This window comes from Pseudomonas sp. WS 5410 (assembly GCF_012985645.1).
GTDB lineage: Bacteria > Pseudomonadota > Gammaproteobacteria > Pseudomonadales > Pseudomonadaceae > Aquipseudomonas > Aquipseudomonas shahriarae.
This window is the reverse complement of the sequence record NZ_JAAQWS010000007.1, coordinates 136,175-160,661: the sequence shown is the minus strand read 5'-3', so window position 1 is coordinate 160,661 and position 24,487 is coordinate 136,175. Positions and strand designations below refer to the sequence as shown.

Here is a 24,487-nt window from a genome sequence, read left to right as displayed (position 1 = left end):
TTGGTGGTGTGCCTTGTGTGGGAGCGGGCAAGCCCGCTCTCACATAAGCTCACTCCCGCAATTGTTTCTGTCACCTCCCAAACCCTCGCTACACTGGTTCTAAGACTAAGGTCGTCTGGAACCTCTCCCGCAGCCGCATACAGTGGATATGTTCCAATAATAAAAAAGCTGTGCTGCGAGGATAAAAACAATGAACGACAGCATTTACCTCTCGATTCAAAACAGCCCGCGCTTCAAGGAGCTGGTGAGAAAAAGGGAAAGGTTCGCCTGGATTCTCTCGGCGATCATGCTCGGGCTGTATTCCGGATTCATCCTGTTGATTGCTTATGGGCCACAAGTCTTGGGGGCCAAGATCAGCCCTGAGTCGTCCATCACCTGGGGGATCCCGATTGGGGTTGGGCTGATTGTCTCGGCCTTTGTGCTCACAGGCATCTACGTGCGACGCGCCAATGGCGAATTCGACGACCTGAACAATGCGATTCTCAAGGAGGCTGCGCAATGATCCGTCGTCTATTGGCTGTATTCGGCGCTTCGCTTTTTGCTCCTGCCGTTTGGGCGGCGGACGCATTGACCGGTGAAGTGCACAAGCAACCGTTGAACGTTGCGGCGATCCTGATGTTTGTCGCCTTTGTCGGCGCAACATTGTGCATCACCTACTGGGCGTCCAAGCGTAACAACTCGGCGGCTGACTACTATGCCGCTGGCGGCAAGATCACCGGTTTCCAGAACGGCCTGGCGATTGCCGGCGACTACATGTCGGCGGCGTCCTTCCTGGGGATTTCCGCACTGGTGTTCACCTCTGGCTACGATGGCCTGATCTACTCGATCGGCTTCCTGGTGGGCTGGCCGATCATTCTGTTCCTGATCGCCGAGCGCCTGCGTAACCTGGGCAAGTACACGTTTGCCGACGTAGCGTCCTATCGCCTCGGGCAAACCCAGATCCGCAGCCTGTCGGCTTGTGGTTCGCTGGTGGTGGTGGCGTTCTACCTGATTGCGCAGATGGTCGGCGCCGGCAAGCTGATCCAGTTGCTGTTCGGCCTTGATTACCATGTTGCGGTGATCCTGGTGGGTATCCTGATGTGCCTCTATGTGTTGTTCGGCGGCATGCTGGCGACCACCTGGGTACAGATCATCAAGGCAGTGCTGCTGCTGTCCGGTGCTTCGTTCATGGCACTGATGGTGATGAAGCACGTCAACTTCGACTTCAACCTGCTGTTCTCCGAGGCGATCAAGGTTCACCCTAAAGGTGAGGCGATCATGAGCCCTGGCGGCCTGGTAAAAGACCCGATCTCGGCGTTCTCCCTGGGCCTGGCCCTGATGTTCGGTACAGCTGGCCTGCCACACATCCTGATGCGCTTCTTCACCGTGAGTGACGCTAAAGAAGCCCGCAAGAGCGTGCTGTATGCCACTGGCTTTATCGGCTACTTCTACATCCTGACCTTTATCATCGGCTTCGGCGCGATTCTGCTGGTCAGCACCAACCCGGCGTTCAAGGATGCAGCAGGCGCTCTGTTGGGTGGTAACAACATGGCGGCGGTGCACCTGGCCAACGCGGTGGGCGGCAGTATCTTCCTGGGCTTCATCTCGGCCGTGGCGTTTGCCACCATCCTCGCGGTGGTTGCCGGTTTGACCCTGGCCGGTGCTTCGGCGGTGTCCCATGACCTGTATGCCAGCGTGATCAAGAAAGGCAAGGCCAACGAGAAGGATGAGATTCGCGTGTCGAAGATCACCACCATCGCCCTGGCAGTGCTGGCGATTGGTCTGGGTATCCTGTTTGAAAGCCAGAACATCGCGTTCATGGTCGGCCTGGCGTTCTCCATTGCCGCCAGCTGTAACTTCCCGGTGCTGCTGCTTTCCATGTACTGGAAAAACCTCACCACCCGTGGCGCGATGATTGGTGGCTGGCTGGGTCTGGTCAGTGCGGTTGGCCTGATGGTCCTGGGCCCGACCATCTGGGTCTCGATCCTGCACCATGAAAAAGCGATCTTCCCGTACGAGTACCCGGCGCTGTTCTCGATGATCATCGCGTTCGTGGGTATCTGGTTCTTCTCCATCACCGACAAGTCGGCGGCGGCAGTGAAAGAACGGGCGCTGTACTTCCCGCAGTTTGTGCGTTCGCAGACTGGCCTGGGGGCGAGCGGGGCGGTCAACCACTAAGGTTGTAGCTCAATAAGAAATGCCCCGGTCGAAAGGCCGGGGCATTTTTTTGGCTGGATGATTTGTAGTGTTTGGGTCGGCCTCATCGCGGGCAAGCCTGGCTCCCACAGTTGAATGATGTTCGCCCGGGCGATGCGGTCAGCTATGGGAGTACCCGGCGCTGTTCTGGATGATCACTGGCTCTTCTCCATCACCGATAAGTCGGTGGCGGCAGTGAAAGCGCTTCCCGCAGTTTGTGCGTTCGCAGACTGGCCTGGGGCGAGCGGGGCGGTCAACCACTTAGGTTGTAGCTCAGTAAGAAATGCCCTGGTCGAAAGGCCGGTTTTTTTTGCCTGGGGTTCTGTGTTGCCTGCGCTATTGCCTTCGCGAGCAAGCCCACAGTTGACCGCGTTCATCCTTTGAAATGCGCTCAACTGTGGGCTTGCTCGCGAAAGCGGTATGTCAGGCAGCACAAACAAAACGGCCTCCACTAAGGGAGGCCGTTCTCAATGCAGCTAAGCAGTTGAATGCTTACTTGCGGTCTTCCAGCTTGGTAATGTCACGCGACTCGTAGCCGGTGTACAGCTGGCGCGGGCGGCCAATCTTGTACGGGCTGGAGAGCATTTCTTTCCAGTGGGAGATCCAGCCCACGGTCCGCGCCAGGGCGAAGATCACGGTGAACATGCTGGTTGGAATGCCGATCGCCTTGAGGATGATCCCCGAGTAGAAGTCGACGTTCGGGTACAGCGAGCGTTCGATGAAGTACGGGTCGGTCAGCGCGATCTCTTCCAGGCGCATGGCCAGTTCGAGTTGCGGATCGTTGTTGATGCCCAGTTCCTTCAACACTTCGTCGCAGGTCTGCTTCATGACGGTGGCGCGCGGGTCGCGGTTCTTGTAGACCCGGTGACCGAAGCCCATCAGCTTGAACGGATCGTTCTTGTCCTTGGCCTTGGCGATGAACTTGTCGATGTTGGACACATCGCCGATTTCATCAAGCATGGTCAATACGGCTTCGTTTGCACCGCCGTGGGCAGGGCCCCACAGTGCAGCGATGCCCGCGGCGATACAGGCGAACGGATTGGCACCCGAGGAGCCCGCCAGGCGCACGGTGGACGTCGAGGCGTTCTGTTCGTGGTCGGCATGGAGGATGAAGATCCGGTCCATGGCCTTGGCCAGCACCGGGCTGATCGGTTTGATCTCGCACGGGGTGTTGAACATCATGTGCAGGAAGTTTTCCGCGTACGTCAGGTCGTTGCGCGGGTACATCATGGGCTGGCCCATGGAGTACTTGTAAACCATTGCGGCCAGGGTGGGCATCTTGGCAACCAGGCGGATCGCGGAGATTTCGCGATGCTGCGGGTTATTGATGTCCAGGGAGTCGTGGTAGAAGGCCGACAGGGCGCCGACTACACCGCACATGACGGCCATTGGGTGGGCGTCGCGACGGAAGCCGTTGAAGAAGGTCTTCAACTGCTCGTGAACCATGGTGTGGTTCTTCACGGTGCTGACAAACTGGGCCTTTTGCTCGGCTGTTGGCAATTCGCCATTTAGCAGCAGGTAGCAGGTTTCCAGGTAGTCCGATTTCTCGGCCAGTTGTTCGATCGGGTAGCCGCGATGTAGCAGAATGCCATTATCGCCGTCGATATAGGTAATCTTCGACTCGCAAGAAGCGGTCGACATGAAGCCTGGGTCGAAAGTGAAACGGCCCGTGGCCGTCAGGCCCCGTACGTCGATAACATCGGGACCAACGGTGCCGGTTAAAATGGGCAGCTCGACGGGGGCTGCGCCCTCGATGATCAACTGCGCTTTTTTGTCAGCCATGTGGCCTCCTATTTATGCTTCAAATCATCAGACAGACCCCCCACGCAGGGCCCGCACCACTATATTGATATAAATCCAGATGTCAATTTGCCTAAAGTCTTGCTCCAGAAGGCTTTAACCGTACTTTTTCCTCGAAATTGCCTGCCGTTTACGCCTTTTATCCCGTCAGCGCAATCAGCTATTAGGGTGAGGAGTGCGCGTTGTCATTAGTAGCCTAACTGTCTATACTCGGCCACCGACCGCCAAGGGCTTTTGGGCTTGCTTTCATTGGGGGTCGCACTCCCTGGGTGGTGCTTACCTGACCAGTGCACTCCCCAACAACTTTGCCCTGATTGTTAGGGGCTCTTCAGTGTGAAAAAAAGCCGTGAATAGCCAACGACCTGTAAACCTAGACCTAAGGACCATCAAACTCCCCATCACCGGCGTTACGTCGTTCCTGCACCGTGTTTCCGGCATCATCCTGTTCCTGGGCTTGGGCATCATGCTTTATGCATTGAGCAAATCCCTGGGTTCCGAGGAAGGATACGCCGAGGTGAAGGCATGCTTGACCAGCCCGCTGGCCAAGTTCGTAGCATGGGGCCTCCTGTCCGCTCTGCTGTATCACCTGGTAGCCGGTGTGCGCCACTTGATCATGGATATGGGCATCGGTGAGACGCTGGAAGGCGGCCGCCTGGGCTCGAAAATCATCATCGCCATTTCCGTGGTGCTGATCGTTCTGGCAGGAGTTTGGATATGGTAACCAGCGTTACGAACCTATCGCGTTCAGGCCTCTATGACTGGATGGCGCAGCGTGTGTCTGCGGTCGTTCTCGCGGCTTATTTCATTTTCCTGATCGGGTACCTCGTTGCAAACCCTGGCATTGGCTACGCCCAATGGCACGGTCTGTTCTCCCACAACGGGATGCGTATCTTCAGTCTGCTCGCCCTTGTGGCCCTGGGCGCTCACGCCTGGGTCGGCATGTGGACCATCGCGACCGACTACCTGACGCCGATGGCGCTGGGCAAGTCCGCGACTGCAGTACGTTTCCTTTTCCAGGCAGTATGCGGCGTCGCGATGTTCGCTTACTTCGTCTGGGGTGTGCAGATTCTCTGGGGTATCTGATTCATGGCTAACATTCCAACGATTTCTTTTGACGCCATCATTATTGGTGGCGGCGGCGCCGGCATGCGCGCTGCACTGCAGCTGGCCCAGGGCGGTCACAAGACTGCCGTGATCACCAAGGTGTTCCCGACCCGTTCCCACACCGTATCGGCCCAGGGTGGCATCACCTGCGCCATCGCTTCTGCGGATCCGAACGATGACTGGCGCTGGCACATGTACGATACCGTCAAGGGTTCCGACTATATCGGCGACCAGGACGCTATCGAGTACATGTGTCAGGAAGGCCCGGCTGCGGTGTTCGAGCTGGACCACATGGGTCTGCCGTTCTCCCGTACCGAACAGGGTCGTATCTACCAGCGTCCATTCGGCGGCCAGTCGAAGGATTACGGTAAAGGCGGCCAGGCTGCCCGTACCTGCGCGGCATCCGACCGTACCGGTCATGCACTGCTGCACACTCTTTATCAGGGCAACCTGAAAGCCGGCACCACGTTCCTGAACGAGTACTACGCGGTTGACCTGGTGAAGAACCAGGACGGCGCATTCGTCGGCGTGATCGCTATCTGCATCGAAACCGGTGAAACCACCTACATCCGCGCCAAGGCTACCGTGCTGGCGACGGGCGGTGCAGGTCGTATCTACGCTTCGACCACCAACGCCCTGATCAACACCGGTGACGGCGTTGGCATGGCCCTGCGTGCAGGCGTGCCGGTACAAGACATCGAAATGTGGCAGTTCCACCCAACCGGCATCGCCGGCGCCGGTGTACTGGTTACAGAAGGTTGCCGTGGTGAAGGCGGTTACCTGATCAACAAGCACGGCGAGCGTTTCATGGAGCGTTATGCTCCGAACGCCAAGGACCTTGCTGGTCGTGACGTGGTTGCCCGTTCGATGGTTAAAGAAATCATCGCCGGCAACGGTTGCGGCCCGAACGGCGACCACGTGATGCTGAAGCTCGATCACCTGGGCGAAGAAGTGCTGCACAGCCGCCTGCCAGGTATCTGCGAACTGTCCAAGACCTTCGCACACGTTGACCCGGTGGTTGCTCCAGTACCAGTAGTTCCAACTTGCCACTATATGATGGGCGGCGTGCCGACCAACATTCATGGCCAGGCGATCACCCAGAACGCCGAAGGCGTGGACGAGATCATTCATGGTCTGTTCGCGGTAGGCGAAGTGGCTTGCGTATCGGTTCACGGTGCCAACCGTCTGGGCGGCAACTCGCTGCTCGACCTGGTGGTATTCGGCCGCGCTGCCGGCCTGCACCTGGAAAAAGCCCTGACCGACGGCATCGAATACGATGACGCGACCGACGCCAACATCGAGGCTGCCCTGGCACGCCTGAATGCTCTGAACGAGCGTACTGATGGCGAAGACGTAGCAACCCTGCGTCGCGAGCTGCAAAGCTGCATGCAGAACTACTTCGGTGTATTCCGTACTGGCGAATACATGCAGAAGGGTATCACCCAGCTGGCAGACCTGCGCAAGCGGATTGCCAACGTCAAGATCAACGATAAGAGCCAGGCGTTCAACACCGCTCGTATCGAAGCCCTTGAACTGCAAAACCTGCTGGAAGTGGCTGAAGCGACTGCGATTGCCGCCGAGGTTCGTAAAGAATCCCGTGGTGCTCACGCTCGTGAAGACTTTGAAGATCGCGATGACGAAAACTGGTTGTGCCACACCCTGTACTTCCCGGGTGACAAGCGCGTAACCAAGCGTGCCGTGAACTTCTCGCCGAAGACGGTTCCGACGTTTGAACCGAAGATTCGGACTTACTAAGGGTGGCTGCCATGTTGAAAGTCAGTGTTTATCGCTACAACCCTGATCAGGACGCTGCGCCGTTCATGCAGGAATTTGAGGTCGATACCGGTGGTAAAGACCTGATGGTGCTGGATGTGCTGGCCCTGATCAAAGAGCAGGACGAGGGTTTCTCCTATCGTCGCTCTTGCCGTGAAGGTGTCTGCGGCTCCGACGGCATGAACATCAACGGCAAAAACGGCCTGGCTTGCGTCACGCCGCTGTCGGCCGTGGTCAAGAAGAACAAGCTTGTTGTACGTCCGCTGCCAGGTTTGCCGGTTATCCGTGACCTGGTCGTCGATATGAGCATCTTCTACAAGCAATACGAAAAGGTTAAGCCATTCCTGCAGAACGACACGCCGGCTCCGGCCATCGAGCGTCTGCAGTCCCCGGAAGAGCGCGAAAAGCTCGACGGTCTGTACGAGTGCATCCTGTGCGCTTGCTGCTCGACCTCTTGCCCGTCCTTCTGGTGGAACCCGGACAAGTTCCTGGGTCCAGCTGCACTGCTGCAAGCCTATCGCTTCCTGGCAGACAGCCGTGACACCAAGACGGCCGAGCGTCTGGCTTCACTGGATGACCCGTTCAGCGTATTCCGCTGCCGCGGGATCATGAACTGCGTCAACGTATGTCCCAAAGGCCTGAACCCGACTAAGGCAATTGGTCACATCCGTAACATGCTGCTGCAAAGCGGCGTGTAAGACGTTGTAGTAAAAGCAGGACCGTTGTGCCCGTAAATGCTACGGCGCAGGCTTCAACCGGCGCCGTAGTTTTAACTTGAGCAGCGACTTACAAAGCCGCGGCTCTTATTTTGAAGAAATGAGACAAGCAGGGGCATTCGGGTTGGTACCCGAACTATCAGCGTGATCCTAAGTGGCTTGTTTTGGTCGCTGCACTTGGCCTTTTGCAAGCAAACTCGGTGTTTTCGCCGGTGGTGTCCCCAAATCGAGGGTGACCAAGCATGCAAGAAAGCGTGATGCAGCGCATGTGGAACAGCGGCTATCTTTCAGGTGGTAACGCTGCCTATGTGGAAGAGCTTTATGAGCTCTACCTGCACGACCCTAACGCTGTGCCAGAAGAATGGCGCACCAAATTTCAGACGTTGTCTTCAGACGGCAACGCTGCCACCGATGTATCGCATGCAACAATTCGCGATCAATTTGTGCTGCTGGCAAAGAACCAGCGCCGCGCCCAGCCGGTTTCCGCCGGAAGCGTGAGCAGTGAGCACGAGAAGAAGCAAGTTGAAGTACTGCGACTGATCCAGGCCTACCGTATGCGTGGCCACCAGGCAGCCCAGCTTGATCCGCTGGGGCTGTGGCAGCGTCCTGCACCTGCGGACCTGTCGATCAATCACTACGGCTTGACCAATGCCGATCTTGATACGACCTTCCGTGCCGGCGACCTGTTCATCGGCAAAGAGGAAGCGAGCCTACGCGAAATTCACGAAGCGTTGCAGCAGACATATTGCCGCACCATCGGCGCTGAATTTACGCACATCACCGATTCCGAGCAGCGCCACTGGTTCCAGCATCGCCTGGAAGGCGTGCGTGGCCGTCCGGTGCTGTCCGCCGATGTGCGCAGCCACCTGCTTGAGCGCGTCACCGCTGCCGAAGGCCTTGAAAAGTACCTGGGCACCAAATACCCAGGCACCAAGCGTTTCGGCCTGGAAGGCGGCGAGAGCCTGATTCCGATGCTTGACGAGATGATCCAGCGTTCCGGTTCCTACGGCACCAAGGAAATCGTGATCGGCATGGCTCACCGTGGTCGCCTGAACGTGTTGGTCAACACCTTCGGCAAGAACCCGCGCGAGCTGTTCGACGAGTTCGAAGGCAAAAAGAAGGTCGAGCTGGGTTCCGGTGACGTTAAATACCACCAGGGCTTCTCGTCCAACGTGATGACCACCGGCGGTGAAGTTCACCTGGCCATGGCGTTCAACCCGTCCCACCTGGAAATCGTTTCTCCAGTGGTCGAGGGTTCGGTGCGTGCTCGTCAGGATCGTCGCAACGACTCCACCGGTGAGAAGGTTCTGCCGATTTCCATCCACGGTGACGCGGCATTCGCCGGTCAAGGCGTGGTCCTGGAAACGTTCCAGATGTCGCAGACTCGCGGCTTCAAGACCGGCGGCACGGTTCACATCGTTATCAACAACCAGGTTGGTTTCACCATCAGCAACCCGCTGGACGCACGCTCTACCGAGTACGCGACCGACGTTGCCAAGATGATCCAGGCGCCGATCCTCCATGTGAATGGGGATGATCCGGAAGCCGTATTGTTCGTGACCCAACTGGCCATTGACTACCGCATGCAGTTCAAGCGTGACGTGGTCATCGACCTGGTTTGCTACCGCCGTCGCGGTCACAACGAAGCGGATGAGCCTAGCGGCACCCAACCGTTGATGTACCAGCAGATCACCAAGCAGCGCACCACCCGTGAGCTGTACGCCGAAAGCCTGACCAAGGCCGGTGTATTGGATGACGCGCGTGTTCAGGCGAAAATCGACGAATACCGCAACGCCCTGGACAATGGTCTGCATGTAGTAAAAAGCCTGGTCAAAGAGCCGAACAAAGAGCTGTTCGTGGACTGGCGTCCGTACCTGGGCCACGCCTGGACTGCACGTCATGACACTTCGTTCGATCTGAAAACCCTGCAGGAACTGTCCGCCAAGCTGCTGGAAATTCCAGACGGCTTCGTCGTACAGCGCCAGGTTGCGAAGATCTACGAAGACCGTCAGAAGATGCAAGCCGGCGGCCTGCCGATCAACTGGGGTTACGCTGAAACCATGGCGTACGCGACCCTGGCGTTCGAAGGTCACCCGATCCGCATGACCGGCCAGGACATCGGCCGCGGTACGTTCTCGCACCGTCACGCGGTATTGCACAACCAGAAAGACGCGGGCACCTACATCCCGTTGCAGAACCTGTATGAAGGCCAGCCACGTTTCGACCTGTACGATTCGTTCCTGTCCGAGGAAGCCGTTCTGGCGTTCGAATACGGTTACTCGACCACCACGCCAAACGCGCTGGTGATCTGGGAAGCCCAGTTCGGCGACTTCGCCAACGGTGCCCAGGTGGTTATCGACCAGTTCATCACCAGCGGCGAGCACAAGTGGGGCCGTCTGTGCGGTCTGACCATGTTGCTGCCACACGGTTATGAAGGTCAGGGTCCGGAGCACTCCTCGGCCCGTCTGGAGCGTTACCTGCAATTGTGCGCTGAGCACAACATCCAGGTGTGCGTGCCGACTACCCCGGCCCAGATCTACCACTTGCTGCGTCGCCAGGTGATCCGCCCGCTGCGCAAGCCGCTGGTAGTGCTGACTCCGAAATCGCTGTTGCGTCACAAATTGGCCATCTCGACCCTGGAAGATCTGGCCGACGGTTCGTTCCAGACCGTTATTTCGGAAATCGACACCCTGGACGCAGCCAAGGTCACTCGCCTGATCCTGTGCAGCGGCAAGGTTTACTACGACTTGCTGGAAAAACGTCGTGCCGAAGGCCGCGAAGACATCGCCATCGTGCGTATCGAGCAGCTTTACCCGTTCCCGGAAGACGACCTGATGGAGGCCATCGCGCCTTACACCAACCTCACCCACGTGGTGTGGTGTCAGGAAGAACCGATGAACCAGGGCGCGTGGTACAGCAGCCAGCATCATCTGCGTCGCAGCATCGGTAACCACAACAAGGCCCTGAGCCTGGAGTATGCCGGCCGTGATGCTTCTGCTGCACCTGCGTGTGGTTATGCGTCGATGCACGCCGAGCAGCAGGAAAAACTGCTGCAAGATGCTTTCACTGTTTAACGCCTTCGCGCTGACTGAAACCGAATTTTAAGGACCCACAGATAATGGCTATCGAAATCAAAGCCCCGTCATTCCCGGAATCGGTTGCCGATGGCACCGTTGCCACCTGGCACAAGAAACCAGGCGAGGCCGTCAAGCGTGACGACCTGATCGTCGACATCGAGACCGACAAGGTTGTTCTGGAAGTGTTGGCCGAAGCCGACGGCGTCCTGGGCGCCATCGTTGCCGAAGAAGGCGCTACCGTCCTGTCCAACCAGGTACTGGGTTCGATCGAAGAGGGCAGTGCTGCTGCCGCTGCTCCAGCCGCCGCTGCTGCTCCGGCTGCCGCACCTGCTGCTGCCGCTCCGGCTGCGGGTGGTGAAGATCCAATCGCTGCACCGGCTGCGCGTCAGCTGGCTGAAGAAAACGGCATCAACCTGGCTTCCATCAAAGGCACCGGCAAAGACGGCCGTGTGACCAAGGAAGATGTGGTTGCTGCTGTCGAAGCCAAGAAAAACGCTCCGGCTGCCGCACCTGCCAAGGCTGCTGCTCCAGCTGCCGCTGCGCCTGTATTCGCTGCTGGCGACCGCACCGAGAAGCGCGTACCGATGACTCGCGTACGTGCCACCGTGGCCAAGCGCCTGGTTGAAGCACAGTCGAACATGGCCATGCTGACCACGTTCAACGAAGTCGACATGACTGAAGTCATGGCCCTGCGTTCGAAGTACAAGGACCTGTTCGAGAAGTCCCACAATGGCGTGCGCCTGGGCTTCATGTCGTTCTTCGTGAAAGCGGCCACCGAAGCCCTGAAACGCTTCCCGGCAGTCAACGCTTCCATCGACGGCGGCGACATCGTCTACCACGGCTATGCTGACATCGGCGTTGCCGTGTCCAGCGACCGTGGCCTGGTAGTACCGGTCCTGCGTAACGCCGAACTGATGAGCCTGGCTGAAATCGAAGGCGGCATCGCCGGCTTCGGCAAGAAAGCCCGCGACGGCAAGCTGACCATCGACGAGATGACCGGCGGTACCTTCACCATCACCAACGGTGGTACCTTCGGTTCGATGATGTCGACCCCGATCGTCAACCCGCCACAAGCTGCGATCCTGGGCATGCACAACATCATCCAGCGTCCGATGGCCATCAACGGCCAGGTCGTGATCCGTCCGATGATGTACCTGGCACTGTCCTACGATCACCGCCTGATCGACGGTAAAGAAGCCGTGACGTTCCTGGTGACCATCAAGAATCTGCTGGAAGACCCGGCTCGCTTGCTCCTGGATATCTGATAGAAGCAGCTTCGGGTTGCGAGCTGCAAGCTGCCGGAATGAGCAGCTTGGCTCGCAACTTGAGGCTTGAAGCTTGTCGCTAAAATAGAGGATCTATTTTCATGTCTCAGAAATTTGACGTTGTAGTGATTGGTGCGGGCCCTGGCGGCTACGTGGCCGCCATCAAGGCCGCTCAACTGGGCCTCTCGACTGCTTGCATCGAAAAATACACCGACAAGGAAGGCAAACTGGCCCTGGGCGGTACCTGCCTGAACGTCGGTTGCATTCCTTCCAAGGCGCTGCTGGACAGCTCCTGGAAATTCCACGAAGCCCAGGACGGTTTTGCCATCCACGGCATCAACCACGCTGGCGTGACCATGGACGTGCCAGCAATGGTCGGCCGCAAGGCCAACATCGTCAAAGGCCTGACCTCTGGCGTTGCTACCCTGTTCAAGGCCAATGGCGTCACTTCCCTGCAAGGTCACGGCAAACTGCTGGCCGGCAAGAAAGTTGAAATCACCAAGCCAGACGGTTCGACTGAAATCATCGAAGCCGAAAACGTGATCCTGGCTCCAGGTTCGCGTCCAATCGACATTCCGCCTGCTCCTGTTGATCAGAACGTGATCGTCGATTCGACCGGCGCCCTGGAATTCCAAGCGGTACCAAAACGCCTGGGCGTGATCGGCGCTGGCGTGATCGGCCTGGAACTGGGTTCGGTCTGGTCCCGTCTGGGTTCGCAAGTGACCGTGCTGGAAGCCCTGGACACGTTCCTGCTGGCTGCCGACACCGCAGTGTCCAAAGAAGCGCTGAAAACCCTGACCAAACAAGGTCTGGACATCAAGCTGGGCGCTCGCGTGACCGGTTCGAAAGTCAACGGCGAAGAAGTTGTCGTAACCTACACCGACAAGGATGGCGAACAGACCATCACTTTCGACAAGCTGATCGTTGCCGTTGGTCGCCGTCCAGTGACCACTGATCTGCTGGCAGCTGACAGCGGCGTGACCATCGACGAGCGTGGCTTTGTCCATGTTGACGATCACTGCGCTACCACCGTACCTGGCGTCTACGCCATCGGCGACGTGGTTCGCGGCATGATGCTCGCGCACAAGGCTTCCGAAGAAGGCATCATGGTGGTTGAGCGCATCAAGGGTCACAAGACCCAGATGAACTACGACCTGATCCCTTCGGTCATCTACACCCACCCGGAAATTGCATGGGTTGGTAAGAACGAACAGCAGTTGAAAGCTGAAGGCGTTGAAGTTAACGTCGGCACCTTCCCGTTTGCCGCTTCTGGCCGTGCCATGGCAGCGAACGACACTGGCGGCTTTGTCAAAGTCATCGCTGATGCCAAGACTGACCGCGTACTGGGTGTCCACGTGATTGGCCCAGGCGCAGCAGAGCTGGTTCAGCAGGGCGCTATCGGTATGGAATTCGGCACCAGCGCCGAAGACATCGGCATGATGGTTTTCTCCCATCCGACCCTGTCTGAAGCGCTGCACGAAGCCGCGTTGGCAGTGAATGGCCATGCCATCCACATTGCCAACAAGAAGAAGCGCTAAGCGAGATAATAAGAAACCACGGCGGTTGCCCGTCGTGAGCCTTGCGCGCAAGACTCACCGCGGAATATCCGCTGGACGCAGTCTTGCGCAGCTTTGCCGGTCTTAGGGCGGTGGAGCTGGGCAAGCAGCAGTCACAGGTGGCGCGGCACTCATAATGAGCGCAGCGCCGAATGCGCAGTACCTAACGAAGACGGTAAAAAGCATGAATCTTCACGAGTATCAGGGTAAGCAGCTGTTCGCTGAGTACGGCCTGCCAGTTTCCAAGGGCTACGCAGTAGACACCCCGGAAGCAGCAGCAGAAGCTTGCGACAAAATCGGCGGTACTGAATGGGTTGTCAAAGCCCAGGTCCACGCTGGTGGTCGCGGTAAAGCGGGCGGCGTTAAGCTGGTTCGCAGCAAAGAAGACGCCAAGGCCTTCGCACAGCAGTGGCTGGGCAAGCGTCTGGTGACTTACCAGACTGACGCCAATGGCCAGCCAGTCACCAAGATCCTGGTTGAATCGTGCACTGATATCGCTAAAGAGCTGTACCTGGGCGCTGTCGTTGACCGTTCGAGCCGTCGCATCGTGTTCATGGCTTCCACCGAAGGTGGCGTGGACATTGAGAAGATCGCTCACGAAACCCCAGAAAAAATTCTGAAAGCCACTATCGATCCACTGGTTGGCGCTCAGCCATTCCAGGGTCGCGAGCTGGCTTTCCAGCTGGGTCTGGAAGGCAAGCAAGTTGCCCAGTTCGCCAAGATCTTCGTAGGTCTGGCCAAACTGTTCCAGGATCACGATCTGGCCCTGCTGGAAGTGAACCCGCTGGTGATCAAGGCTGACGGCGATCTGCATTGCCTCGACGCCAAGATCAACATCGACGCCAACGCCATGTACCGTCAGCCTAAGCTGAAGACTTTCCACGATCCGTCGCAAGACGATCCGCGCGAAGCGCACGCTGCCAAGTTCGAACTGAACTACGTAGCCCTGGAAGGTAACATCGGTTGCATGGTCAACGGTGCTGGCCTGGCCATGGGTACCATGGACATCGTCAACCTGCATGGCGGCAAACCAGCCAACTTCCTCGACGTAGGCGGCGGTGCTACCAAAGAACGCGTTACCGAAGCATTCAAGATCATCCTGTCCGACTCCAACGTCGCTGCAGTACTGGTCAACATCTTCGGCGGCATCGTTCGTTGCGACATGATTGCCGAAGGCATCATCGGTGCAGTGAAAGAAGTCGGCGTGAAAATCCCGGTTGTTGTACGCCTTGAAGGCAACAACGCTGAACTGGGCGCTAAAGTACTGGCAGAAAGCGGTTTGAACATCATCGCTGCAACCAGCCTGACCGACGCTGCTCAACAAGTTGTCAAAGCTGCGGAGGGCAAATAATGAGCGTCCTGATCAATAAAGACACCAAAGTTATCTGCCAGGGTATTACCGGTTCGCAAGGTAGCTTCCACACCCAGCAAGCCCTCGAATACGGCACCAAGATGGTTGGTGGCGTAACTCCGGGCAAAGGCGGCACCGAGCACCTGGGCCTGCCAGTGTTCAACACCGTGAAAGAAGCTGTAGCTCAAACTGGCGCCACCGCCAGCGTGATCTACGTTCCAGCTCCTTTCTGCAAAGACTCCATCCTGGAAGCGGCATTCGGCGGCATCAAGCTGATCGTTTGCATCACCGAAGGCATTCCTACCCTGGACATGCTGGACGCTAAAGTTAAGTGCGACGAGCTGGGTGTTACCCTGATCGGCCCTAACTGCCCAGGCGTGATCACTCCAGGCGAATGCAAGATCGGCATCATGCCAGGTCACATTCACTTGCCAGGCAAAGTCGGTATCGTTTCCCGTTCCGGCACCCTGACCTACGAAGCTGTGAAGCAGACCACTGACGCCGGTTTCGGTCAGTCGACTTGCGTCGGCATCGGCGGTGACCCGATCCCAGGCTCGAACTTCATCGACATCCTGAAACTGTTCCAGGAAGACCCGAAGACCGAAGCGATCGTGATGATCGGTGAGATCGGCGGTTCGGCTGAAGAAGAAGCGGCTGCCTACATCAAGGCACACGTGACCAAGCCAGTTGTTTCCTACATCGCTGGTGTGACTGCCCCTGCGGGCAAGCGCATGGGCCATGCTGGCGCAATCATCTCTGGCGGCAAGGGTACTGCAGACGAGAAGTTTGCTGCCCTGGAAGACGCAGGCGTGAAAACCGTGCGTTCGCTGGCAGACATCGGCAAGGCTTTGTCCGAGCTGACTGGCTGGGCGATCAAGTAAGCCTCGCGCTTAACTGACGCTTCACCACACAAAGGCCACCTTCGGGTGGCCTTTGTGCATTCTGCCATCCACTGTGGGAGCTGGCCTGTATCACCGCGCCGTTTGCATCGCAGGCAAGCCAGCTCCCACAGTGGACAGCATTGCCAAATTAAGTATGAAAACGCGACATCAAAGTGTCGCTTATCGGACAGTCCGCCCCGCAACAGTGCGTTTGTCAGACAAATTCGGTACTCTTGCCGCCTCTTTATGCGCCTGCATCCCAAAAGGAAGCCGCGTGCTAGACCGGTCGGTCCCCATAAGGGCCGGCAGTATTTCCCTCATCCATAGGGAATCCCCCTCTAAATTCCGATTCAGTAGTGTGGTATTTCCTCAAATGAAAGTGTTGAAAGGCCAGGATATCCTGGCGTTGGGCTTTATGACTTTTGCCCTGTTCGTGGGCGCCGGCAACATCATCTTCCCGCCTATCGTTGGTTTGCAGTCCGGGCCGCATGTCTGGATGGCGGCGCTGGGTTTCCTGATCACCGCAGTCGGTCTGCCGGTGGTTACGGTCATCGCCCTGGCCAAGGTCGGCGGTGGCATGGACGCGTTGAGCAGCCCTATCGGCAAGGTCGCCGGTGGCATCCTGGCTGCCGCGTGCTACCTGGCAGTCGGGCCATTGTTCGCCACCCCGCGTACCGCGACGGTGTCGTTTGAAGTCGGCCTGGCGCCATTGACCGGCGAAAGCCCGCTGGCACTGTTCCTCTACAGCTCGGTGTACTTCCTGCTGGTGTTCTTCATCTCCCTGTACCCAGGGCGCCTGTTGGATACCGTCGGCCGTTTTCTCGCGCCGCTGAAAATCATTGCGCTGGCGGTCCTGGGTATCGCGGCCTTTGCTCTGCCTGCGGGTGATATCGGCGTTGCTACGCCTGAGTACGTCGCCGCACCGTTCTCCCAGGGCTTTATCAATGGTTACCTGACCATGGATACCCTGGGCGCGCTGGTGTTTGGCATCGTGATCGTCAACGCTATCCGCTCCCGTGGTGTCGAGTCGCCGCAGTTGATCACCCGCTACGCGATCATTGCCGGGCTGATTGCCGGCCTGGGCCTGGCGCTGGTGTACATCAGCCTGTTCCGCCTCGGTTCGGGCAGCCATGAAGTGGCCGCCGGTGCAGCCAACGGCGCAGCCGTGTTGCACGCCTATGTTCAACACACCTTTGGCTCCCTGGGCAGCGGTTTCCTCGCGGTACTGATCTCCCTGGCGTGCCTGGTCACCGCCGTGGGCCTGACCTGTGCCTGCGCCGAGTACTTCAGCCGGGTATTGCCACTGTCCTACAAGACTCTGGTGGTGATCCTTGCTGCGTTTTCGCTGCTGGTCTCTAACCTGGGCCTGACCAAGCTGATCGCGTTCTCGATCCCGGTACTGACCGCCATCTACCCGCCGTGCATCGTGCTGGTGGCGCTGAGCTTCTGCAAAGACTTCTGGCATGAGCATGGCCGCATCCTGGGTCCGGTGATGTTGGTGTCGTTTATCTTTGGCACCATCGACGCCCTTAAGGGTGCGGGGCTGGCGGGTTGGATGCCTGCGCAAATGGCTAACCTGCCATTGAGCGAGCAAGGCCTGGCCTGGCTGGTGCCTTGTGTGATTACTCTGGTGGCTGCATTCGGGGTTGACCGTATGCTCGGCAAGCGCAGCGAAGCCATCGCTTAAAGCGCTTGTCACACGCTGACATCGAAATGCCCCGTATCAAACGATCCGGGGCATTTTTTATGGGCGGTGGGCAGTGCCTTTTTTTGTGGGCTAACGTCGAAAGGGTGATGAATTTTCCAGATCAGGAGCACGGTCAGTGTGGGGGCCGGTTTGCCTGCGATGGCGTCCATTCAGTCGGTATCAGGCCGACTGATCCACCGCTTTCGCAGGCAAGCCAGCTTCTACATTGGCCAAGTTAGCCAGCCCCATTTGTTTAGAGGACCCGCATGTCATTTGTCGAAGCCAACCTGATTCACTTGCTTGCTGCACTGTGGTTCGTCATCTGCTGGGGCGGCTACACCCGCTACGCCAGCTGGAAAGCCCGGGACACGGCCTGCCTGGCCAGTGTGCTGCACCTGTATCGCGAAGACTGGATGCGCCGCATGCTCCTGCGCGACAACCGCATCGCCGATGCCAGCGTGATTGGCAACCTGGAACGCAACGCCTCGTTTTTCGCCTCCAGCACCCTGATCATCCTCGCCGGTATCCTTACCGTGCTGGGGGCTTCGGAGCGCGCGGTCTCGCTGCTGGCGGACATTCCCATGGTGCAGCAGGCGTCCCAGGGTATGTCGGAGATCAAGCTGCTGTGCCTGGCCCTGGTGTTTGTCTATGCGTTCTTTACTTTTAGTTGGTGCATGCGCCAGTACAACTTCGCGGCGATCCTGATTGGCTCGGCGCCGATGGTCGGTGAACGCCACGTCTCCGAGCAGGAGCGCAAGGCGTTTGCCTCACGGGCTGCGCGGGTGATTTCGATGGCCGCCAACCAGTTCAACTTCGGCCTGCGTTCCTATTACTTCGGCATGACCATGCTTGCCTGGTTTGTCAGCCCCTGGCTGTTCATGCTGATGAGCAGCGGGGTGGTGCTGGTGTTGTATCGCCGGGAATTTCATTCCGACGTTCTGGAGGTCATGGTCTATACCCCTACAGAGGCACCGATGCCTGAAGCGACCAAGGAGGCAACATCGTGAGTATTCCGTTCTGGTGTGTATTCATCAGTGCACTGCTGATTTTTGTGGCGCGCATGCCCGTGGGCAAGGCCATGAAAGAGAAGGGCGGGTATGACAACCACCTTCCCCGCAGCCAGCAAGCGCAATTGACCGGCTTCGGCGCACGGGCAGTGGCCGCTCATCAAAACAGTTTTGAAGCGTTTATCTTGTTTGCAGTGGGTGTATTGATGGCCCATACCACTCAGACCCAGGGCTACCTGATTGATTGGCTGGCGATCATCTTTGTGATTGCGCGGGTAGTCTATCTTGCGTGCTACTGGGCCGACTTGGCATGGCAGCGCAGCCTGGTGTGGGTGGTGGGGTTACTGTGTTCACTGTTGTTGATGCTTAGTCCGACATTTCGCACTTTGCTGATTTGATAAAAGCTCCGCACAAAGTAAAGCCCGCTATTAAGCGGGCTTTCTTTTGCAACGTGGTATTTAAACCACGGTATCAGGAACCGGTTGCAGGTGTAGCTGGAGCAGCTTCTTTAGCAGCGGCGGCGTCAGATTCAGCTTGGGCTTTGGCGGCTTCGGCGTTTTCTTTTGCAGCGTCGTTCACTTTATCCTGAGCTTCGCTCATTTTTTCTTGAGCTTGTTCAGCATGCTGGTTGGCATCCTGAGCTTTGTCCTCGGATTTTTTATCGCAGGCAGCGAGGCCAAGGGCGGCAGCCAACATCAAGGAAACAGCGAAAGTCTTGCGCATGGGGTGTTTCTCCTTATTGAAGATATCTACTGGCCTTTCGAGCATGGGGTGCACGCATTAGTTCCTTTAATCCCACAGATATATAGGCTGTTTCGCTAAGGAACTTTCTTCCGGGGTATTTGTTTCGCCGGATCACTACTAATAAGAGTCTTTATCCAATGACCGATAGCCCCCTTTTAGAGCGTGCTGCACGTTTTGTTTCGGCCCTGCGTCACTGTCAGGTCCTGGGCATCCAAGTACATGATGCGAGCCCCCAGGGCATGACTTTGCTCTTGCCCTATAGCGCGCAGATTGTCGGTGACCCGCAAACCGGGATTATCCATGGCGGCGCCCTGACCTCCCTGATGGACACGGCCTGTGGCATGGCCACTCTGTGCGTACTCCCGGAATTTGAAGTCTGCCCGACCCTGGATCTGCGTATCGACTACATGCACCCGGCCGAGCCGCACAAGGCGGTGTTCGGCTTTGCCCAATGCTATCGGGTGACCACCGATGTGATTTTCACCCGTGGCTTCGCTTATCAGGATGACCCCCAGCAGCCGATTGCCCATGTGGTGGGCACGTTCATGCGCATGGGCAAACGCCTGAAGGGCACCAAAGGACTGGGCAGCAGCATCAAGGGAGAACAGGCATGACCCATCAATTCAAGACCCGCATGCAACAGGCCCATCACCGGGGCGACTATAAGGCGCTGCTCGAACTGATCCCCTACGCCAGGCTGATCGGTGTTGAATGCACGCGCCTGGGGGATGAGTTGCTGTTTCGCATGCCGGCCAACAAGGACAATATTGGTAACCCGATATTGCCGGCCATCCATGGCGGTGTGATCGCAGGCTTTATGGAGCTGTCGGCGGCCTTTCATCTATGGGTGGCCACGGGCACCCCAGGGGTTGAAAAAGGCTTGCCTAAGATCGTCGATTTTTCCCTGGATTACCTGCGGGCCGGGCAGTTTCGCGACACCTTTGCCACCTGCCAGGTGTGGCGCCAGGGACGGCGGGTGGCCAATGTGGCAATCACTGCCTGGCAAAGCACCCCGGCCGAACCTATCGCGACCGCTCGCGCGCATTTCAAGATTCAGGAGCAGGCCCGCCCTTGAAATCCTGGTCTTAGCCCCCAACTTTGATGACAACCCGCCGCTAACCCTTTCGGGTGCGGCCACTGCCATCCAATTGGAGTTTGATGACCATGAGTGTGGAAACTCAAAAGGAAACCCTGGGCTTCCAGACCGAGGTGAAGCAGCTGCTGCACCTCATGATCCATTCGCTGTATTCCAACAAGGAAATCTTCCTTCGCGAATTGATCTCGAACGCCTCTGACGCTGTCGACAAATTACGTTTCGAAGCCCTGTCCAAGCCTGAGTTGCTGGAAGGTGGCGCGGAACTGAAAATCCGTGTGAGCTTCGACAAGGACGCCAAGACCGTCACCCTCGAAGACAACGGCATCGGCATGAGCCGTGAAGATGCGATTACCCATTTGGGCACTATCGCCAAATCCGGCACCGCCGATTTCATGAAGAACCTGTCGGGCGACCAGAAGAAAGATTCGCACCTGATCGGCCAGTTCGGCGTGGGCTTCTACTCGGCCTTTATCGTCGCCGACAAAGTTGAAGTGTTCAGCCGCCGCGCCGGCCTCGACGCCAGCGAAGGCGTGCACTGGGCCTCCAAGGGCGAGGGCGAATTCGAAATCGCCACCGTCGACAAGGCCGACCGCGGTACCCGCATCGTGCTGCACCTCAAGTCCGGTGAAGACGAATTCGCCGATGGCTGGCGCCTGCGTAATATCATCAAGAAGTACTCCGACCATATCGCGCTGCCGATCGAACTGCCGAAAGAACAAGCGGCGGCCGAAGGCGAGGAGGCTCCAGCCCAGGAATGGGAAGTGGTCAACCGCGCCAGCGCCCTGTGGACCCGTCCGCGTACCGAGGTCAAGGACGAGGAATACCAGGAGTTCTACAAGCACATCGCCCACGACTACGAGAACCCACTGAGCTGGAGCCACAACAAGGTCGAAGGCAAGCTGGAATACAGCTCGCTGCTCTACGTACCGGCCCGTGCTCCGTTCGACCTGTACCAGCGTGAAGCGCCCAAAGGCCTGAAGCTCTACGTGCAGCGCGTGTTCGTGATGGATCAGGCGGAATCCTTCCTGCCGCTGTACCTGCGCTTTATCAAGGGCGTGGTCGACTCCAACGACCTGTCGCTGAACGTGTCGCGGGAAATCCTGCAGAAAGACCCGATCATCGACTCCATGAAGTCGGCGCTGACCAAGCGTGTACTCGACATGCTGGAAAAACTGGCGAAGAACGAGCCTGAGCAGTACAAGGGCTTCTGGAAAAACTTCGGCCAGGTCATGAAAGAAGGTCCGGCTGAAGATTTCGCCAACAAGGAAAAAATCGCCGGCCTGCTGCGTTTTGCCTCGACTCAAGGCGAAGACGGCGAGCAGGTGGTGTCTCTGGCCGAGTACCTGGCTCGCGCCAAGGAAGGTCAGGACAAGATTTATTACCTGACCGGCGAAACCTACGCCCAGGTCAAGAACAGCCCGCACCTGGAAGTCTTCCGCAAGAAAGGCATCGAAGTGCTGCTGCTCACCGACCGTATCGACGAGTGGCTGATGAGCTACCTCAGCGACTTCGACGGCAAGAGCTTTGTCGACGTGGCCCGTGGTGACCTGGACCTGGGTAACCTGGATTCGGAAGAGGACAAAAAAGCCGCTGAAGAAGTGGCCAAGTCCAAAGAAGGCCTGGTTGAACGCATCAAGACCGCCCTGGGCGATGCTGTCAGCGAAGTGCGGGTTTCCCACCGTCTGACCGACTCCCCGGCGATCCTGGCCATTGGCGAGCAGGACCTGGGCATGCAAATGCGCCAGATCCTGGAAGCCAGCGGGCAGAAGGTGCCGGACTCCAAGCCGATCTTCGAATTCAACCCGGCTCACCCGCTGATCGAGAAACTCGACGGCGAGCAGAGCGAAGAGCGCTTTGGCGACCTGTCGCACATCCTCTTCGACCAGGCGGCCCTGGCCGCAGGGGACAGCTTGAAAGACCCGGCCGCCTACGTGCGCCGACTGAACAAGCTGTTGGTTGAACTGTCGGTTTAACAACGCTGCAAGAAAACCCCGCTTCGGCGGGGTTTTTCGTTTTCATGGATATCAACCGGAGAAAATGATGAGCCAAGTCACCGTGCGTTCCGTGGTCTATCAGATTGATGGCCAGTCTTATGAAAGCCGCCTGGCCTTCGATGCCAGCCACCAGGGCCCACTGCCGGGCCTGTTGATGGCGCCGAACTGGATGGGGGTCAGCGCAGGCGCCGAAGAGATCGCCAAGGCCGTGGCCGGCAAGGGCTATGTGGTGTTGATCGCCGATCTATACGGGCAACAGGTGCGCCCGTCGAACGGTGATGAAGCTGGCGCGGCAATGATGCCGTTGAAGAATGACCGTGGGCTGCTCAACAAGCGCATGCAGGCGGCCCTTGAACAACTGCAAGGCCAGGCCGAAGCGGCTGTCGATACCTCGAAGCTGGCGACCTTTGGCTTCTGCTTTGGCGGTTGCTGCTCTCTGGAGCTGGCGCGTACCGGCGCGCCGCTGAAGGCGGCGGTGTCGTTCCATGGCACCCTCGACACGCCCAACCCGGCAGACGCGAAGAACATCAAGGGTTCGGTGCTGGTGCTGCATGGCGCTTCTGACCCGTTGGTGCCCAAAGAGCAGTTGCCTGCCTTTGAAGACGAGATGAACGCGGCCGGGGTGGATTGGCAATTGCTGAGCTACGGTGGCGCGGTGCATTCGTTCACTGACCCGCAGGCGAATGTGCCGGGCAAGATGATGTACGACGCCAAGACCGCTGGGCGAGCGTTCCAGGCGATGCATAATTTGTTGGATGAAGTGTTCAAGGGCTGAATATTTAGCGCCTGAGTTGGCCCCATCGCGGGCAAGCCCGCTCCCACATGTTGGAGGGCATTCCAAGTGTGAGGGCGGGCTTGCCCGCGATAGCTATCTCAGAGGCAGCTCAATTCTCCCTGCCTCGCCCAGCACTGTCGGCCAATCCCCGGCCGCCCAGCGCTGGCGAGCCTGTTCGATCAATGCCGGGTCACTGGCGACAAAATTCCAGTTGATCCGCCGTGGCCCATCCAGTGGCGCACCGCCGAAGACCACCAGATGGCAGTCGGTCTCGGCAAACAGCGCCATGCTCTGGCCCGCCGGCAGCACCACCAGGCTATGGGGTTCCACGGGTTCGCCCTCGAGCTGCGCATCACCTTCCAGCACATACACTGCCCGCTCCACATGCTCATCCGGAATCAGCAGGGTGGTGGCGGTTTGCATATGGACCTCGGCATACAGCGTCGGTGACAGCACTGGCACCGGTGATTCCAGGCAAAAGCCACTGCCGGCGATCATGCGGATCACCACCCCGAGGTTGTCACTGACCGGCAAACTGGCGGCAGGGTGATGGCTGTAATGCCCCGGCCCTTGCTCGTGTGCCTTGGGTGAGGCCAGCCACACCTGCAGGCCATGTAGATCGAACCCCTTGGCCTTGAGCGCGTCGGGCGTGCGTTCGACGTGGGCAATGGCGCTGCCGGCGGTCATCCAGCTGACGTCACCGGCCTGTACCACTTGATCGGAGCCGAGGCTGTCCTTGTGCAGGAGTTCGCCTTCAAACAGGTAGGTGAGGGTGGACAAGCCAATATGCGGATGCTGGCGGATATTCATGCCGTTGCCAGGGGCATAGCGGGTCTGGAGCATATGGTCGAAAAACACGAAGGGCCCGACGCTACGGCATTCCCGCGAGGGCAGCGGGCGCAGGATGGGCTGGCCTTCGACATCTTCGGCGCGCGGGCGGATCACAGTCACGGTGGTCATGGAGCATCCCTGTCTGAGCGGGTTTGTAGGGCTTGAGCATAACCCGCCAGGCAGGGAATCGGTGTTACTGGCTGAACGCACCTTCGGCGAGTTTGGTCTCGATGCTGATCTCGGCGGTGGTCATCAGTTTATGCACCGGGCATTTGTCGGCCACGCGATGCAGCTCGGTGCGTTGCTCATCGGTGAGCACACCCTTGAGGGTCAGCTTGACGTTGAGCTTGTACTTGCCCTTTTGCTCCTCGGTGCTGTCGTGGGTGACTTCCACGGTCACGCCGGTCAGGGGGATGTCCTTTTTCTGCGCATACAGTTTGACGGTCAGGGCCTTGCATGAGGCCAGCGCGGCGTCGAAGTAATCGTGGGGCGAGGGCGCCGAGTCGTCGCCACCCAGGCTCTTGGGCAGGTCGGTAAACAGCTCATGGTTATTGATGTTGACGCTATGGCGAAAGTTCTCGGTGTTCAGCGTATTAACGATAACAGGCATGGTAAACCTCACAGGGTGGCAGGATGAAGATCATGCAGTTATAGA

General features: G+C 58.2%; 23 protein-coding genes. 18 read left to right on the top strand and 5 right to left on the bottom strand.

Translation table 11 applies throughout. The annotated features are described in order from the left end of the window. Positions 1 to 190: 190 nt before the first annotated feature. Together HBO24_RS12840 and HBO24_RS12835 are read left to right on the top strand one after the other, a co-directional pair. Positions 191 to 502, top strand: coding sequence for a DUF485 domain-containing protein (locus HBO24_RS12840; protein ID WP_057438858.1), 312 nt, complete (start codon positions 191 to 193; stop codon positions 500 to 502). Beyond that, positions 499 to 2,157: a cation acetate symporter gene (locus HBO24_RS12835; protein ID WP_057958982.1), complete on the top strand. Its 1,659-nt coding sequence runs from the start codon at positions 499 to 501 to the stop codon at positions 2,155 to 2,157. Before HBO24_RS12840 ends, HBO24_RS12835 begins: the two co-directional genes overlap by 4 nt. A gap of 510 nt (positions 2,158 to 2,667) precedes the next feature. On the opposite strand, the gene gltA is transcribed toward HBO24_RS12835, so the two are convergent. Next, the gene (gene gltA, locus HBO24_RS12830) at positions 2,668 to 3,957 is read right to left on the bottom strand and encodes a citrate synthase (RefSeq protein WP_003222994.1); all 1,290 of its coding nucleotides are present in this window, start codon (positions 3,955 to 3,957) and stop codon (positions 2,668 to 2,670) included. A gap of 364 nt (positions 3,958 to 4,321) precedes the next feature. Between gltA and sdhC the strand changes: the two genes are divergently transcribed. The 10 genes from sdhC to brnQ all read left to right on the top strand — a co-directional run bounded on the left by sdhC (position 4,322) and on the right by brnQ (position 17,385). Further along, positions 4,322 to 4,696, top strand: coding sequence for a succinate dehydrogenase, cytochrome b556 subunit (sdhC, locus tag HBO24_RS12825; protein WP_003172804.1), 375 nt, complete (start codon positions 4,322 to 4,324; stop codon positions 4,694 to 4,696). Beyond that, complete coding sequence (gene sdhD, locus HBO24_RS12820; protein ID WP_029292670.1) at positions 4,690 to 5,058, top strand: succinate dehydrogenase, hydrophobic membrane anchor protein; 369 nt, start codon at positions 4,690 to 4,692, stop codon at positions 5,056 to 5,058. The genes sdhC and sdhD overlap by 7 nt, the downstream gene beginning before the upstream one ends. Positions 5,059 to 5,061: 3 nt before the next feature. Continuing rightward, the gene (gene sdhA, locus HBO24_RS12815) at positions 5,062 to 6,834 is read left to right on the top strand and encodes a succinate dehydrogenase flavoprotein subunit (protein ID WP_029292672.1); all 1,773 of its coding nucleotides are present in this window, start codon (positions 5,062 to 5,064) and stop codon (positions 6,832 to 6,834) included. An 11-nt stretch (positions 6,835 to 6,845) separates the two neighbouring features. After that, entirely contained in the window at positions 6,846 to 7,550 is a 705-nt protein-coding gene (locus HBO24_RS12810; RefSeq protein WP_057438860.1) for a succinate dehydrogenase iron-sulfur subunit, read from the top strand. 260 nt (positions 7,551 to 7,810) lie between these two features. Then, complete coding sequence (locus HBO24_RS12805; RefSeq protein WP_057438861.1) at positions 7,811 to 10,642, top strand: 2-oxoglutarate dehydrogenase E1 component; 2,832 nt, start codon at positions 7,811 to 7,813, stop codon at positions 10,640 to 10,642. 44 nt (positions 10,643 to 10,686) lie between these two features. Next, positions 10,687 to 11,910 carry a 2-oxoglutarate dehydrogenase complex dihydrolipoyllysine-residue succinyltransferase gene (odhB, locus tag HBO24_RS12800; RefSeq protein ID WP_057438862.1) on the top strand — a complete coding sequence of 408 codons (1,224 nt, stop codon included), beginning with the start codon at positions 10,687 to 10,689 and terminating at the stop codon, positions 11,908 to 11,910. 101 nt (positions 11,911 to 12,011) lie between these two features. Further along, positions 12,012 to 13,448 (top strand): dihydrolipoyl dehydrogenase, encoded by a 1,437-nt coding sequence (gene lpdA, locus HBO24_RS12795; protein WP_057958985.1) that lies wholly within the window; start codon positions 12,012 to 12,014, stop codon positions 13,446 to 13,448. 202 nt (positions 13,449 to 13,650) lie between these two features. Beyond that, positions 13,651 to 14,817, top strand: a complete 1,167-nt coding sequence (sucC, locus tag HBO24_RS12790) for an ADP-forming succinate--CoA ligase subunit beta (RefSeq protein ID WP_003233235.1) — start codon at positions 13,651 to 13,653, stop codon at positions 14,815 to 14,817. Then, a complete protein-coding gene (sucD, locus tag HBO24_RS12785) occupies positions 14,817 to 15,698 on the top strand; it encodes a succinate--CoA ligase subunit alpha (RefSeq protein ID WP_057438865.1) in 882 nt (293 codons plus the stop codon). The genes sucC and sucD overlap by 1 nt, the downstream gene beginning before the upstream one ends. Before the next feature lie 373 nt (positions 15,699 to 16,071). Next, positions 16,072 to 17,385: a branched-chain amino acid transport system II carrier protein gene (gene brnQ / locus HBO24_RS12780; protein ID WP_057444573.1), complete on the top strand. Its 1,314-nt coding sequence runs from the start codon at positions 16,072 to 16,074 to the stop codon at positions 17,383 to 17,385. 8 nt (positions 17,386 to 17,393) lie between these two features. On the opposite strand, the gene HBO24_RS12775 is transcribed toward brnQ, so the two are convergent. Continuing rightward, complete coding sequence (locus HBO24_RS12775; RefSeq protein ID WP_170059818.1) at positions 17,394 to 17,555, bottom strand: hypothetical protein; 162 nt, start codon at positions 17,553 to 17,555, stop codon at positions 17,394 to 17,396. 96 nt (positions 17,556 to 17,651) lie between these two features. Here HBO24_RS12775 and HBO24_RS12770 point away from each other — a divergent pair, with 96 nt between their 5' ends. After that, a complete protein-coding gene (locus HBO24_RS12770) occupies positions 17,652 to 18,392 on the top strand; it encodes a DUF599 family protein (RefSeq protein WP_057958986.1) in 741 nt (246 codons plus the stop codon). Then, entirely contained in the window at positions 18,389 to 18,790 is a 402-nt protein-coding gene (locus tag HBO24_RS12765; RefSeq protein ID WP_170059817.1) for an MAPEG family protein, read from the top strand. The genes HBO24_RS12770 and HBO24_RS12765 overlap by 4 nt, the downstream gene beginning before the upstream one ends. A gap of 73 nt (positions 18,791 to 18,863) precedes the next feature. On the opposite strand, the gene HBO24_RS12760 is transcribed toward HBO24_RS12765, so the two are convergent. Further along, positions 18,864 to 19,115, bottom strand: coding sequence for a hypothetical protein (locus HBO24_RS12760; RefSeq protein ID WP_029292691.1), 252 nt, complete (start codon positions 19,113 to 19,115; stop codon positions 18,864 to 18,866). Positions 19,116 to 19,273: 158 nt separating this feature from the next. On the opposite strand from HBO24_RS12760, the gene HBO24_RS12755 reads away from it, so the two are divergent. The 4 genes from HBO24_RS12755 (at position 19,274) to HBO24_RS12740 (ending at position 23,001) form a co-directional block, all read left to right on the top strand. Continuing rightward, a complete protein-coding gene (locus HBO24_RS12755) occupies positions 19,274 to 19,750 on the top strand; it encodes a PaaI family thioesterase (RefSeq protein ID WP_057438867.1) in 477 nt (158 codons plus the stop codon). Next, on the top strand, positions 19,747 to 20,211 hold the full coding sequence (locus HBO24_RS12750) for a PaaI family thioesterase (protein ID WP_057958987.1): 465 nt from the start codon (positions 19,747 to 19,749) through the stop codon (positions 20,209 to 20,211). Before HBO24_RS12755 ends, HBO24_RS12750 begins: the two co-directional genes overlap by 4 nt. A gap of 89 nt (positions 20,212 to 20,300) precedes the next feature. Beyond that, entirely contained in the window at positions 20,301 to 22,205 is a 1,905-nt protein-coding gene (gene htpG, locus HBO24_RS12745) for a molecular chaperone HtpG (RefSeq protein WP_057438909.1), read from the top strand. Between the two features lie 67 nt (positions 22,206 to 22,272). Beyond that, complete coding sequence (locus tag HBO24_RS12740; RefSeq protein ID WP_057958988.1) at positions 22,273 to 23,001, top strand: dienelactone hydrolase family protein; 729 nt, start codon at positions 22,273 to 22,275, stop codon at positions 22,999 to 23,001. Between the two features lie 93 nt (positions 23,002 to 23,094). On the opposite strand, the gene HBO24_RS12735 is transcribed toward HBO24_RS12740, so the two are convergent. Further along, a complete protein-coding gene (locus HBO24_RS12735; RefSeq protein WP_170044976.1) occupies positions 23,095 to 23,961 on the bottom strand; it encodes a pirin family protein in 867 nt (288 codons plus the stop codon). 64 nt (positions 23,962 to 24,025) lie between these two features. Next, complete coding sequence (locus HBO24_RS12730) at positions 24,026 to 24,442, bottom strand: OsmC family protein (RefSeq protein WP_057438871.1); 417 nt, start codon at positions 24,440 to 24,442, stop codon at positions 24,026 to 24,028. Positions 24,443 to 24,487: the final 45 nt, after the last annotated feature.

Coding starts and splice junctions, on each gene's coding strand:
- HBO24_RS12840 (WP_057438858.1), top strand. CDS start 191: ATGAACGACAGCATTTACCTCTCGATTCAAAACAGCCCGCGCTTCAAG.
- HBO24_RS12835 (WP_057958982.1), top strand. CDS start 499: ATGATCCGTCGTCTATTGGCTGTATTCGGCGCTTCGCTTTTTGCTCCT.
- gltA (WP_003222994.1), bottom strand. CDS start 3,957: ATGGCTGACAAAAAAGCGCAGTTGATCATCGAGGGCGCAGCCCCCGTC.
- sdhD (WP_029292670.1), top strand. CDS start 4,690: ATGGTAACCAGCGTTACGAACCTATCGCGTTCAGGCCTCTATGACTGG.
- sdhA (WP_029292672.1), top strand. CDS start 5,062: ATGGCTAACATTCCAACGATTTCTTTTGACGCCATCATTATTGGTGGC.
- HBO24_RS12810 (WP_057438860.1), top strand. CDS start 6,846: ATGTTGAAAGTCAGTGTTTATCGCTACAACCCTGATCAGGACGCTGCG.
- HBO24_RS12805 (WP_057438861.1), top strand. CDS start 7,811: ATGCAAGAAAGCGTGATGCAGCGCATGTGGAACAGCGGCTATCTTTCA.
- odhB (WP_057438862.1), top strand. CDS start 10,687: ATGGCTATCGAAATCAAAGCCCCGTCATTCCCGGAATCGGTTGCCGAT.
- lpdA (WP_057958985.1), top strand. CDS start 12,012: ATGTCTCAGAAATTTGACGTTGTAGTGATTGGTGCGGGCCCTGGCGGC.
- sucC (WP_003233235.1), top strand. CDS start 13,651: ATGAATCTTCACGAGTATCAGGGTAAGCAGCTGTTCGCTGAGTACGGC.
- sucD (WP_057438865.1), top strand. CDS start 14,817: ATGAGCGTCCTGATCAATAAAGACACCAAAGTTATCTGCCAGGGTATT.
- brnQ (WP_057444573.1), top strand. CDS start 16,072: ATGAAAGTGTTGAAAGGCCAGGATATCCTGGCGTTGGGCTTTATGACT.
- HBO24_RS12775 (WP_170059818.1), bottom strand. CDS start 17,555: ATGGACGCCATCGCAGGCAAACCGGCCCCCACACTGACCGTGCTCCTG.
- HBO24_RS12770 (WP_057958986.1), top strand. CDS start 17,652: ATGTCATTTGTCGAAGCCAACCTGATTCACTTGCTTGCTGCACTGTGG.
- HBO24_RS12760 (WP_029292691.1), bottom strand. CDS start 19,115: ATGCGCAAGACTTTCGCTGTTTCCTTGATGTTGGCTGCCGCCCTTGGC.
- HBO24_RS12755 (WP_057438867.1), top strand. CDS start 19,274: ATGACCGATAGCCCCCTTTTAGAGCGTGCTGCACGTTTTGTTTCGGCC.
- HBO24_RS12750 (WP_057958987.1), top strand. CDS start 19,747: ATGACCCATCAATTCAAGACCCGCATGCAACAGGCCCATCACCGGGGC.
- htpG (WP_057438909.1), top strand. CDS start 20,301: ATGAGTGTGGAAACTCAAAAGGAAACCCTGGGCTTCCAGACCGAGGTG.
- HBO24_RS12740 (WP_057958988.1), top strand. CDS start 22,273: ATGAGCCAAGTCACCGTGCGTTCCGTGGTCTATCAGATTGATGGCCAG.
- HBO24_RS12735 (WP_170044976.1), bottom strand. CDS start 23,961: ATGACCACCGTGACTGTGATCCGCCCGCGCGCCGAAGATGTCGAAGGC.
- HBO24_RS12730 (WP_057438871.1), bottom strand. CDS start 24,442: ATGCCTGTTATCGTTAATACGCTGAACACCGAGAACTTTCGCCATAGC.